Source organism: Bacillus sp. MYb209, assembly GCF_002975175.1.
In the GTDB taxonomy this organism is placed as follows: Bacteria; Bacillota; Bacilli; order Bacillales; family Bacillaceae_G; genus Bacillus_A.
This window is the reverse complement of record NZ_PCNZ01000006.1, coordinates 142094-154557: the sequence shown is the minus strand read 5'-3', so window position 1 is coordinate 154557 and position 12464 is coordinate 142094. Positions and strand designations below refer to the sequence as shown.

The 12464-nt window shown below is 35.5% G+C and carries 9 protein-coding genes and 2 pseudogenes; 8 read left to right on the top strand and 3 right to left on the bottom strand.

From position 1 onward, the window contains the following. Positions 1-135 precede the first annotated feature (135 nt). On the bottom strand, positions 136-1338 hold the full coding sequence (locus tag CQZ94_RS13550; protein WP_105585808.1) for an MFS transporter: 1203 nt from the start codon (positions 1336-1338) through the stop codon (positions 136-138). 323 nt (positions 1339-1661) lie between these two features. Here CQZ94_RS13550 and CQZ94_RS13540 point away from each other — a divergent pair, with 323 nt between their 5' ends. The 8 genes and pseudogenes from CQZ94_RS13540 to CQZ94_RS13505 form a co-directional block, all read left to right on the top strand. Further along, complete coding sequence (locus tag CQZ94_RS13540) at positions 1662-2750, top strand: DUF871 domain-containing protein (RefSeq protein ID WP_105585806.1); 1089 nt, start codon at positions 1662-1664, stop codon at positions 2748-2750. A gap of 76 nt (positions 2751-2826) precedes the next feature. Next, positions 2827-4766, top strand: a pseudogene (locus CQZ94_RS13535) (BglG family transcription antiterminator). Positions 4767-4877: 111 nt separating this feature from the next. Then, a complete protein-coding gene (locus tag CQZ94_RS13530; RefSeq protein WP_105585805.1) occupies positions 4878-5198 on the top strand; it encodes a PTS lactose/cellobiose transporter subunit IIA in 321 nt (106 codons plus the stop codon). Position 5199: 1 nt separating this feature from the next. Then, on the top strand, positions 5200-5505 hold the full coding sequence (locus CQZ94_RS13525) for a PTS sugar transporter subunit IIB (protein WP_105585804.1): 306 nt from the start codon (positions 5200-5202) through the stop codon (positions 5503-5505). A 76-nt stretch (positions 5506-5581) separates the two neighbouring features. Continuing rightward, positions 5582-6892: a PTS sugar transporter subunit IIC gene (locus CQZ94_RS13520; protein ID WP_105585803.1), complete on the top strand. Its 1311-nt coding sequence runs from the start codon at positions 5582-5584 to the stop codon at positions 6890-6892. Then, on the top strand, positions 6868-7146 hold the full coding sequence (locus tag CQZ94_RS13515) for a hypothetical protein (protein ID WP_002150399.1): 279 nt from the start codon (positions 6868-6870) through the stop codon (positions 7144-7146). The genes CQZ94_RS13520 and CQZ94_RS13515 overlap by 25 nt, the downstream gene beginning before the upstream one ends. Beyond that, a complete protein-coding gene (locus CQZ94_RS13510; protein WP_105585802.1) occupies positions 7136-8221 on the top strand; it encodes a DUF871 domain-containing protein in 1086 nt (361 codons plus the stop codon). The genes CQZ94_RS13515 and CQZ94_RS13510 overlap by 11 nt, the downstream gene beginning before the upstream one ends. A gap of 109 nt (positions 8222-8330) precedes the next feature. Then, a pseudogene (locus CQZ94_RS13505) lies at positions 8331-9247 on the top strand (HEAT repeat domain-containing protein); the annotation flags it as partial. Between the two features lie 61 nt (positions 9248-9308). Here the strand turns inward: CQZ94_RS13505 and entC are convergent. After that, on the bottom strand, positions 9309-10718 hold the full coding sequence (entC, locus tag CQZ94_RS13500; protein ID WP_105585801.1) for a cell wall-binding protein EntC: 1410 nt from the start codon (positions 10716-10718) through the stop codon (positions 9309-9311). Positions 10719-11291: 573 nt separating this feature from the next. Next, positions 11292-12443, bottom strand: a complete 1152-nt coding sequence (locus CQZ94_RS13495; protein ID WP_414429095.1) for an ABC transporter permease — start codon at positions 12441-12443, stop codon at positions 11292-11294. Between the last annotated feature and the right edge of the window lie 21 nt (positions 12444-12464).

Sequence of the window (12464 nt, the reverse complement as noted above, 5' to 3'; positions counted from 1 at the left end):
AATAAATAGAACAGCGGTTCACTCTTCAATACAATGCAAAAAGCAGTGTGATTTTTCTTAGGAATCCACTGCTTTTTTCATTTGTGTATACATGATTTTTTTAGTTTAAGTAATTTGAAAAAGAACTAATTAACATTACCCAACGGCTTTTTCTTTTGTTTTATCCCCCTGTTTTTGCTTCCGTAAGCTTGTAATGTAAACGAAAAGGAAGGCGATAAGTAATAGAGAGGAATATCGATATACAGTTGCATAGTTGGTAAAGTGTGCAATGAATCCAAAAATAATCGCTCCAGCACCAATTCCAAGATCAAATGCTGAGAAGAATGTTGCTGTTGCTACTCCTCTCCGGTGCGGTGCTACTCGGTCAATCATCCATGCTTGTAGTGCCGGTTGAATTGCTCCGAAACCACTGCCGTAGCAAGCTGCGGCAATAATTAAACTCGGAATTGTAGTTGTATACGACAGCAAAATAATACCTGTAAACGTAATAATAACTCCTGGAATGATGACGAATGTATGGCCTTTCGTATCATATAATCTTCCAGAAAACGGACGAGTTACAGCGATTGCAAGTGCGTTAAATAAAAAGAAGAGACTGATATCAGCAATCCCGACTTCCGTAGCAAATAATGTGATAAAGCTCCCAATTCCCCCGTACATTAATGTAATACATAATATTAATAATGAAGGAAGTAAAGCTTTACGCTCAATAAATCCATCGAGAAAGGTACCAGATGTTTGCTGTGGTGGTTGCGGCGATTTTTTGATTTGAAGTAGTTTCGTTAATATTAATGAAACTATTGTGCATGAAAGTGCACATAAAAAAAGAATCGTGAAGTTATATGTTTGCATAAGCCAAAGTCCAATAAGCGGACCGAGCGCCATGGCGATAGTTCCAGAAAGACCGAAATACCCCATGCCTTCACCACGGCGAGCTTGCGGAATTAAATCTGAAACGACAGTTCCGTATGTAGTCGTTGTAATACCAAAACCAGCTCCATGTAAAATTCGAACGGCAAGCAATAGGAAAACGGTTGAAGCGAAAAGATAACTGCCCATAGCGAGTAAACAAATAGCGGTACCGATCATTAAAATGATTTTTTTGTTGAATTTCTGCAAGGCATTTCCAGTTAGCGGCCTAATAAAAAGTGCTGCAACGGTAAACATGCCGACAACGAATCCGATATTTGAACTTGTGCCCCCAATTTCTTTCACATAAACAGGTAAAGTTGGAATTAACATTTGAAATCCTAAAAACATACATAAGTTTGCTAGAATTAGCGCAATAAACTCTTTTGTCCATAACGGTTCTCGTTTTACGAGTACTGCCTCCCCCATATATTCATCCCCTATATAAAAGTTTTCTCTGTTCTTTCGAGTATATGTAGTGGTCAACGTAACAGTCAAGGAAGGTGCCTTGAAAACGTATAACAATTTTCGAGGCAAAAAAACTGACAAATTTGTGGAAAGACTACACAACTTTGAAAAAAAGATGTAAAGTATAGATGTATAGACTAGTAGTTGTTATGAATGATAGAAATTATTTTTTCTTTAAAGAAAGCGGATTCAAATGGTAGTGGGCGAGAAGGGGATACATACTTTTTCACTACATATATTTGAAAAGGTTTACAATATGATGAAGAAAGAGGCGTCGTGTACATATGAGACGATTAGGTATTTCTATTTATCCAGAACATTCGACAGTAGAGGAAGATAAGGAGTATTTAACATTAGCAAGTAAATACGGATTTACACGTGTATTCACATGTTTATTATCTGTAGATGGCGAAAAAGAGACAATTATAGAAGCGTTTAAGGAAACGATCTCTCATGCGAATGCATTAGGGTTCCAAGTATTAGTTGATATTAGTCCAGCTGTTTTTGAACAACTAGGTATTTCGTACGATGATTTATCGCTCTTCCATGAACTAGGTGCTTATGGTATTCGTTTAGATGTTGGTTTCTCAGGTTTAGAAGAATCGATTATGACGTACAATCCATACGGCTTAAAAATTGAGATTAATATGAGTAACGGTACGAAGTATGTAGATAACATTATGAGCCATAGACCAAATCGTGAAAATTTAATTGGCTGTCATAATTTCTATCCGCATCGTTATTCAGGATTATCATATGATCATTTCATTAAATGCTCGAAACAATTTAAAGATTACGGTATGAGAACAGCTGCTTTTATTTCATCATTCGATGCAACCTATGGACCTTGGCCAGTAACAGAAGGGCTATGTACGCTAGAGCAGCATCGTGAATTGCCAATGACAACACAAGCGAAGCATTTGTTTGCGACAGAATTAATTGATGATGTTATTATTGCGAACGCTTATGCATCAGAAGAAGAATTACAAGCACTAGGTGCATTAAATAAAGAGAAACAAACATTTGATATAGGACTATATGATACAACAACAGAATTAGAAAGAATTATTGTGTTAGACGAACCGCATTTTTATCGCGGAGATGTATCTGAATATATGATTCGTTCTACACAGAGTCGTGTGAAATATAAAAAAGAAGAGTTCAAACCGCATAATACGCGCGAAATTAAGCGCGGTGATCTTTTAATTGATAATGAACAGTATGGTCAATATAAAGGTGAATTGCAAATTGCTTTAAAAGATATGGTGAATACAGGAAAAACAAATGTAGTTGGCCGAGTTGTAGAGGAAGAAATCTTCTTATTAGATTATTTACAAGCTTGGGATAAGTTTGGATTTACATTAAAGAAATAGAGAAAATAAAAAAGGAAAAAACTACTGACCTCAGCAGCTTTTTCCTTTTTATATATATAGAGCGAGAGGAAGAGCTATGACAAAAGTGCATCAGCGATTAATTTCCATTTTAGAGGAGTTTTTAGAAGAGAAATCGATGTTAAATAGGGCCTTTCTAGCGAGCCGTTTACATGTATCAACGAAGACGATTCAAAAGGATATAAAATTATTAAATGATATATTGGAAGAACACGGAGCGAAAATTGAATCACAAAGGGGGAATGGGTACGAACTAGAAATTATACAAACTAAGAAGTTTGAAGATTTTTGCGTAAATGTATTTCAAAAACAGACGGAAAAGATTCCCACTTCTTATGAAGAAAGAGTAGCGTATATTTTACAACGTATTTTAACGACAGATGGGTATGTGAAGCTTTCACAGCTAGCGGAAGAGATTTATGTGAGCAAATCTACTGTAAACTTAATTATGAAAGATGTTACGGATATTTGTAGTCGCTATGAGTTACAAATTGAAAAAAGACCATATTATGGTATACGTATTGTGGGAGAAGAATTTAATATTCGTTCTTGTTTATCACAATATGGTTTACCGCGGTATGACCATACTCCGTTTCATGAGAACTATGAGCAGACGGACACATATTTATCGTTACCTCATATTTCTCTCATCCACTCAGTTATATTAAAGTATATCGAGGGAGGAACGATATATTTATCAGATATAGAAATTGATAATTTATCAATTCATATTGCGATTGCTTTAAAGAGATGTCAAGATGATCATTACATTCAAGCACTGCATGTAGAGGAATCTGAACTTATAATAAAGAAAGAATATAAAATTGCGAAACAGATTTTAGGGAATTTAGGGGAAGAGCTAAAACTTCAATTTCCAGAAGAAGAAATTTTATATGTGACGATGCATTTATTAAGTACAGCTGTTACAGCAAGAGATCGCTGTGAAAATGTGGAAGAGCTATTAGGGAAAGACGTATATGCATTCATGCAGCATATTCTTTTCAAAGTAGCGGAAGAACGGAATCTTACTTTTTATTATGATGAAGAATTATTATTTGGTTTTGGTATTCATTTAAAAACGTTATTAAATCGTTTGAAATATAAATTAAATACGAGAAATCCTCTTTTGGCAGAAGTGAAAAAAATTATCCATATGCTTTTGAAATTGCAGTTCTCGTTGGGGATATAATTGGTGAATATACGGGTGAATCCATTCCAGAGAGTGAAATTGGTTATATTGCCATTCACTTTGGAGGGGCGATGAGCCGTTTACAAGAAAAAAATCAAAAGAAAAGATGTTTATTAGTTTGTGCGACTGGTCAAGGGAGTGCACAGCTACTGAAATATAAAATTCTATCACAGTTTCGAGATAAATTAGAGATTGTAGGTATTACAGGCTATTATCAATTGAAGGTAGAAGAACTTTACAAAGATAAAATAGATTGTATTATTAGTACGATTCATATACCGAGTGGTTTGCCTGTGCCAGTTATAAAAGTGAATTCAATATTTGATGATAACGAGATTAAATTGATTGGTCAGCAGTTATTTACGCATGTGAATAATAGTGTGCAGCAATATATTAAGGAAGATTTGATCTTTTTAAATCGTAGTGCTTCTACGAAAGAAGAGGTTATCCAGTTTTTATGTGAGAAAGCTGCTGCGAAAAGTTATGTACCCACAAACTTTTATGCTTCAGTTATGGAGAGGGAGAACACATCTCCTACAGCGGTTGGAAATTTAGTTGCGATTCCACATCCGATGCAGTTATTAAGTGAACAAACATTTTTGATGTTTTGTACACTTGATAAAGCTATTGATTGGGGAGATAAGAAAGTACAAGTTATTATTTTATTTAGTGTGAAGCGCAATAATAATGAAGATTTACAAAAGCTTTATGATTTTTTATATGATATTATGTCTAGTCAGAATACGATAGAGAAATTAACTCAGGCTGAAGTAATTGAAGATTTCCAAGAGATATTATTATCTTTATAAGAAAAGTATATAAAAACTTCCGTTACATAACGGAAGTTTTTTATGTTTAATTGTATGCGTTTTCATAATAAGATAAAAATATAGAAAAAACATAGCTTGGAGGAATTTAAAATGACTGATATGCAAACTCCATTTGCGTTAATTTTACATGGTGGCAACGCTAGAAGCGCGGCACTTGAAGCGATTGCTTTTGCAAGACAAGGGGATTTTCAGAATGCGAGTGAAAAGATGGAACTTGCTAGTGAGGAAATATCATCCGCTCATCGTATTCAAACGGATTTAATTCAAGAGGAAGCAAGAGGAAACCATGCAGAAATAAGTTTATTATTAGTGCATGCACAAGATCATTTAATGAATGCCATTACAGTGAAAGAGCTTGCTGAGGAATTTATTACTCTTCATAAACGAGTGGAAGAGAAAGTGACAATATAATATGTACATTTTATTATGTTGTGCAGCAGGCATGTCAACGAGTATGGTTGTAAGAAAAATGCAAGAAGAGGCAAAGAAACAAGGGAAGGATTATAAAATTAAAGCAGTTGATTCGGAACTTGTGAAATTGGAAATAAAAAATGCTGATGTTGTTTTAATCGGACCACAGGTGAAGTATTTGTTTCCAGCAGTGGAGTTTCTTGCGAAGTCATACGATATACCAGTTGCAATTATAGAACAACGAGATTATGGCATGTGTGATGGTTTGAAAGTACTTAAGCAAGCCGAAAAGTTAGTTTTAGCGTAATTATATTTTTTTAAATATAAACATTATAATGTTATAACTTTTGTTTTCGGCAGATTGAACATAGGGAGGGTTATCGATGAATGGTTTTATGAGTTTTATGGAACAGAAGATTATGCCGACAACGCAAAAGATTGTGGGGCAACGACATTTATTAGCAATTCGGAATGGAGTTATTTCTACATTACCGTTAACGATTGTCGGGTCATTTTTCGTTATCTTTTTAAATTTACCAATTGATGCATATATGGAGTGGATTGCACCGTTTCGCCATATTTTAGATATTCCATTCCGATTTACAGTAGGTTTAATGGCTTTATACGCAGCATTTGGGGTAGGGGCCTCACTTGCGAACTTTTATCAGCTCAATCAGTTAAGTGCAGGATTATTATCTGTACTCGCCTTCTTACTAGCATCAGTTGAACCTATTCAAATAGCAAAAGCTGTACCAGGTGTTATTGATGCAGGAAGATATATTTCAGTAGGGACATTAAGTGCTACGTCTTTATTTGGAGCTATTGTGACAGCATTAATTGCAGTTGAAATTTATCATTTCATGATTAAGCATAATATTTCGATTAAATTACCAGATAGTGTACCACCAGCAGTTGCAAATTCATTTGCAGCATTAATTCCAACTTTAGTAGTTATTCTTTTATTCTGGGGTATTCGTTACGGTTTGAAATTTGATGTAAATACAACGATTACATATTTAATTGCACCATTAAAGTCAGTATTAGTAGGAAATAATTTATTCGGTGGTTTATTAACAGTATTCCTAATCGTATTCTTCTGGTCGTTCGGTATACATGGCCCAGCGATTTTAGGAACAATCATTCGTCCAATGTGGGATTCAGCAATTCTTGAAAATATGGAAGTATTCACGGCTGCAGGAAATGCACATCAATTACCAAACTTATTCACAGAGCAATTTATTCAATGGTTCGTATGGATTGGTGGATCAGGCTCAACGTTAGCCTTAGTTATTATGTTTATGTTCTCTAAATCTAAGTTCCTAAAAGAATTAGGTAGATTATCATTCGTACCAGGTTTATTCAATATTAACGAACCAATTATTTTTGGGGCACCAATTGTAATGAACCCGATCTTAATTATTCCATTCGTTATTACACCGTTAGTTACAACGACAGTATCATATTTCGCAGTTGTTTCAGGTATGATTCCGATGATGATGGCAAAGCTGCCATTTACGATGTTAGCGCCAATTGCAGCTATTATTAGTACGGACTGGACAATTATGGCTGGTGTACTTGTACTTGTTAACTTTGTTATCTCATTCGTTATTTACTATCCATTATTCAAAATGTATGAGAAACAACAATTAGCAGGAGAGGAGAAAGCAGAATGCTCGGAGCAATTATCATCTTAATTACATTTGTAGCGGGGCAGTGCATTGCGCATTATTCAAAATGGGTACAAAGTAAATCTTTATTAGTGTTACTACTTGTATCGATATTATTTATTGGATGTTCAATGGGAGCTTATGTAGCATTTAGCTTACAATCACCGTTCTTTATCATTGTACCAACGATTTTATGTGCGACATGTTTATCTGCAAAATATAGATTTACGAGCATGGCATTAATACAACGTGTGAAGGAGATGCAAAAGCATGGAGCGTAAATTAGGAATTTCTCTTTATCCAGAGCATTCAACGAAAGAAAAAGATATGGCATATATTTCAGCAGCGGTACGTCACGGTTTTTCAAGAATATTCACGTGTTTACTGTCTGTGAATCGTCCGAAAGAGGAAATTGTAGCGGAATTTAAAGAAATTATTGCGCATGCAAAAGAGTATAATATGGAAGTTATTTTAGATGTAGCTCCGGCTGTATTCGATCAACTTAGTATTAGTTATAGTGATCTATCATTCTTTGCAGAGTTAGGTGCAGATGGCATTCGTTTAGATGTAGGGTTTGACGGGTTAACAGAAGCGAAAATGACGAATAATCCATATGGCTTAAAAATTGAGCTAAATATAAGTAATGATATTGCCTATTTTGAAAATATCCTTTCGCATCAAGCGAATAAAGCAGCTTTAATTGGTTGTCACAATTTTTATCCGCAAAAATTCACTGGTCTTCCGTATGATTATTTCATTCGCTGTAGTGAACGTTTTAAAAATCACGGTATTCGCAGTGCAGCCTTTATTACATCGCATGCAGCTGACATCGGTCCATGGGATATTAACGACGGATTATGTACATTAGAACAACATCGTAATTTAACAATTGAAGTGCAAGCGAAACATTTATGGGCAACAGGGCTTATTGATGATGTTATTATCGGAAATGCTTATGCGAGCGAAGAAGAATTAGAGAAACTAGGAAACTTAAATCGTTACATGTTACAGCTGAAGGTACAATTTGTAGATGAAGCGACTGAAGTAGAGAAGAGAGCGACACTGCAAGAATTACACGTAAGACGCGGCGACATAACAGAATATATGGTGCGTTCTACAGAAGTACGTAAAAAATATAAAGACGACGATTTCCCAGTACGAGAAAGTGTACCACAGGAAAGAGGCCAAGTTGTAATTGGTAACAACTCATTTGGAAAGTATAAAGGTGAGTTGCAAATCATCTTGAAAGAAATGCCGATAGATGAACGGAAAAATATCGTCGGTACAATTGCTGAAGAGGAGTTGTTCTTGCTAGATTATGTAGGGGCTTGGACGCAGTTTACTTGTGTGGAATAGGGAAGAGAAGGAGGGGGATGCTATGGCATCCTCTTTTTTCTGTTGAAATAGTAGTCTATCGTCTATAGAATTCAAAGGGATGGATTTAATTTGGACAGGAGAGAAGGAGATGAAAGAGTATATAGATGATTTATTAAGCCGGATGGCTGATGAAGAAGCAGAGATTCGGCATCGTGCGTATGATGAAGCAAAAGCGCTAAATGATCTATTAATTTTTCCTTATTTACAGCAAAAGGTAATCAAAGCCAAAAAGGTATCTATGAAGAAAAATATTTATTATTTAATGACGAAACTCGCTATAAATACGAAAGAAATCTGTATTGCTGATTATCTTATAGATCGTTTGGAGTGTGAAGAAAGCCCAACCCTGTTAAGTGGATTGCTTAGTGATATTTATAAATTGCCAGAAGTAAGTAATACAAATAAAATTCTGCCTTATATTTATCATAAAAACGATAGTGTTCGTTATTGGGCTATTTCTTCCTTAAAGTTATATAAATCAGTAGAAGCGGAAAGAGCTTTACTAAAGTTGCTGACTGCTCAAGAAAATAAAGATGAGATTACAAATATTTGTTATACTTTGCTCGAGATTGGAACAAAGCAAGCGATTCTTCCGCTAACAAAGCTTTTATATAGTGATAGTGCCTATGTTCGTTCAGCTGTTATTGGGGTTTTAGCGAAAATAGGGGGAGTGGACTTACAAATAGTGTATATTGAGGCTTTAGCAGATAGAAATGTTATGGTGAAATATGAGGCTGTTCGGGCTCTTTATGCATATGGAGATGAAATGGCGATTAAGCCAATTTGCGAACGTGTGAATAAAATTGTTTCTAGAAGACGTAAAAATGAAGTAGAGCCTATTGATGAATCAGAGATCATTATCGCTCTTCGCTTCTTACATCAGTTCGCGCTGATCAAGAAGAGGTTTTAAAGACGTTTGATAAAGTATATAACAAACGAGGAAATTTATTTATGTCAGAGAGAAAGTGGCTTCGAGACACTATTTCGTACTTTCAAGAGAAAGAATGTAAGAATCATAAAAAAAGAGTCAGCCTCAACGTTGAGACTGACTCTTTTTTTATAGTAATTAGTTTAAAATTTTCACTGTAACTGTTTTACGTCCCCAGTTACTTGATGTGCCTTTATCTGGCATTAAAACGTCAATTTTATTTCCTTTAATAGCTCCACCAGTATCACCAGCGATTGCTACTCCGTAACCTTCAACCCATACTTTTGAACCTAATGGAATGACACTTGGATCAACTGCAATTAGTTTCATGTTTGGATTTGCTGTTAAGTTGTGACCTAAAGCTGATTTTACTTGGTCGCCTGCTTTATAACCATTTTCAAGTGGATCTGCTGTGTAAGCTGTTGCTTCAACTCTTAATTCACGAGAAGAAGATGGTGTACTTGTTTCAGTTTCTTTCGCAACAGGTTGTTGTGTAGCTGGTTTTTGAGCTTTAGCCGCTTCACGAGCTTTAGCTGCCTCCTGAGCTTTAGCTGCTTCACGAGCTTCAGCCGCTGCCTGAGCTTTAGCTGCTTTACGAGCTTCAGCCGCTGCCTGAGCTTCAGCTGCTTCACGAGCTTTAGCTGCCTCCTCGGCTTTAGCTTCTGCTTGAGTTTCAGCTTCTGCCTGAGCTTTAGCTTCTGCCTGGGCCTTAGCTGCTTCTTGAGCCTTAGCTTCTGCTTGAGCTTCAGCTGCTGCCTGAGCTTTAGCTGCTTCTTGAGCTTTAGCTGCTTCTTGAGCCTTAGTTGCTTCTTGAGCTTTAGTTGCTGCCTGAGCTTCAGCTGCTTCACGAGCTTTAGTTGCCTCTTGAGCTTTAGCTTTTGCTTGAGCTTCAGCTACTTCCCCGGCTTTAACTGCTTCACGAACTTTAGTTGTATCTTGAACTTTAGTTACTTTTTCAGCTTTAACTACTGGCTGAACTTTAACTGGCGCGTTCCCTGTTAAGTAAGGAACGTGTACATAAGCTGTTTTGCCGTTATATTCAAATTGAATCCAATCATTTTGTACTTGGTGTGTTGTTTCGATTACATCATCTTTTTTCAACTTACCAAGAATTTCTGAGTCTGTGTTTGCACCAGCACGTACGTTTAATACGTTTGCTGTTACGTAGTAAGTATCTTTTGTATAGTCAGCGCTTATGAAAGCCTCTTTACCACTATTTAATTTAACTTTTGACCATCCGTTTTCTGTATGTAAAACGTCAACCTTATATCCATCTAATAACTTTCCGACAACTTGTGATTCAGTAGTTGGGTTTTCTCGTACATTTAGTACATCAGTTGTTACAATCGTTTCTGCTTTAGCAGATGTTGTGAAAATCCCAAGACCAAAAACCGCTGCTGTTGCTATGCCCATAAATTTTTTCATAATAGCCTCCATTGCATTTGTTTTCGTTGACCTCATTATAGCAACCATTATTTTCTTATTTGCGGAAAACACAAAACTACAAAGCATTCGTAACGAGGCATTAATATTCTGTAATAATTCCATTAATATCCTGATAGCGTTTTCTTTGCGTTTTTTGGGGGATTAGAACATATGATTCATAAAATCAATACTATTTTAATTACTAATAGATTAATAGTGTATCAGTGGTGTTTCTTAAATGTTTCTGTAACATTACGGAAAAGGGGTATTTAACTGTTTGAATCGCAATGTAGTTATAAAAATATAATCTTTTTGTGTGCGAAGTCATATATATAGGGTGGATTTTAATAAAATAGAGATATAATTGTTACAAAATAAGTTGTAGTATGGAAAAAATTACGCCTTGAATTTGTTCTTTTACATATTATTTTTGCAATAATAGGATTGCTTGATAGCTTTCGTGAGAAATGAAAGTTTAAATGATAAAAAGACTTCGAAAGATATTCGTAACTTAAAACATATATAATAGAAGAAACACAATTTGAAGGGGAGATATCGTGATTAATTGGTTCACGAATTGCAGTAGAATTATATAATAGAAGTTAGAGGTTCTTATTTTTGTCAAAACGTCGATAAAATCGAATTTGCCTTCAATAAAATAAAAAACGTAGGAGTGTAAACTCCTACGTTTTTTATTTACTCATATCGTAAACATTCAATTGGATCAAGTTTTGCAGCTTTGTTAGCCGGTAGTAAACCGAATGCAATACCGATTAGCATTGAAATACCTACTGAAAGAAGTCCAAGTTCTTTTGAGATAACGAGTGGCCATCCGGCAAAGATTGAGACGATCCAAGCGAAGAAAATACCGAGCATGAATCCGATGAAACCACCGAGTCCTGTTAAAATACAAGATTCAATTAAGAATTGCGTTAATACTTTACCGCGCGTTGCACCAAGTGCTTTACGAATACCAATCTCACGTGTACGTTCTGTTACAGATACAAGCATGATGTTCATTACACCGATACCACCAACAAGTAAAGAGATAGCAGCAATACCACCGAATACCATTTTCATCATACCGATTGATTCATCTAATTGCTTTGTAAACTCACCCATATCTTGGGCTTCAAATTTATGTTCAAACTTAGGAGCTTTCATTTCGTTTAAAACGGAAACGGCTTGTTTTTCTACACTTTTACGTTCTGCTGGAGAAACTAGTGTTAGTTTTACAGAGTCATATTCATTTACTCCAGAAATTACAGGGGCGTTTTCAAGTGACGTGTAACCTTCAGCCATAGCCATTCCGAATTCATTTTTCGTTTCGTACACACCGACTATTTTATATGGTTTTCCTTTTATATCAGTGTATAAATTTGATTCCCAACCATTAAATAATTTGTTGAAAGCTTCTTCATTTAATATAACAGCAGGAATCGCTTGGTTTAATTCGCTGTCGTTTAATTCACGACCGTGAACTAATTTTATCTTCGAATCTGTCATAAAGGCGCCTGTTCCACCTTTTAAATCAAGAGAGACATCTTTTGAACCAGAAGATGCTTTTACTTTCATACTTACATCTGGATAAACATCTTTAACGCCTGGTACAGTTTGAAGACGTTTTAGCATATCAGGTGTGATTTTGGCACTATCAGTTCCATAATCAGGGTTGTTGTAGTAAATCGTTACTTCCGTATCTTTTCCTTGGCCTAATTCTTTTTTAAACTTTGCGTTTGTACCATCACCCATTGAAATGATAGTAATAATGGCACTAATACCGATAATAATACCTAACATCGTTAATATAGAACGCATTTTATGAGCAAAGATAGAGGAAAGGGCCATGCGTATATTTTCACTCGTGTT

Excerpts from the sequence above, each read along its gene's own strand:
- CQZ94_RS13520 (WP_105585803.1), top strand. The coding sequence starts at position 5,582 with ATGAATGGTTTTATGAGTTTTATGGAACAGAAGATTATGCCGACAACG.
- CQZ94_RS13515 (WP_002150399.1), top strand. The coding sequence starts at position 6,868 with ATGCTCGGAGCAATTATCATCTTAATTACATTTGTAGCGGGGCAGTGC.
- CQZ94_RS13530 (WP_105585805.1), top strand. The coding sequence starts at position 4,878 with ATGACTGATATGCAAACTCCATTTGCGTTAATTTTACATGGTGGCAAC.
- CQZ94_RS13510 (WP_105585802.1), top strand. The coding sequence starts at position 7,136 with ATGGAGCGTAAATTAGGAATTTCTCTTTATCCAGAGCATTCAACGAAA.
- CQZ94_RS13550 (WP_105585808.1), bottom strand. The coding sequence starts at position 1,338 with ATGGGGGAGGCAGTACTCGTAAAACGAGAACCGTTATGGACAAAAGAG.
- CQZ94_RS13525 (WP_105585804.1), top strand. The coding sequence starts at position 5,200 with ATGTACATTTTATTATGTTGTGCAGCAGGCATGTCAACGAGTATGGTT.
- CQZ94_RS13495 (WP_414429095.1), bottom strand. The coding sequence starts at position 12,443 with ATGGCCCTTTCCTCTATCTTTGCTCATAAAATGCGTTCTATATTAACG.
- CQZ94_RS13540 (WP_105585806.1), top strand. The coding sequence starts at position 1,662 with ATGAGACGATTAGGTATTTCTATTTATCCAGAACATTCGACAGTAGAG.
- entC (WP_105585801.1), bottom strand. The coding sequence starts at position 10,718 with ATGGAATTATTACAGAATATTAATGCCTCGTTACGAATGCTTTGTAGT.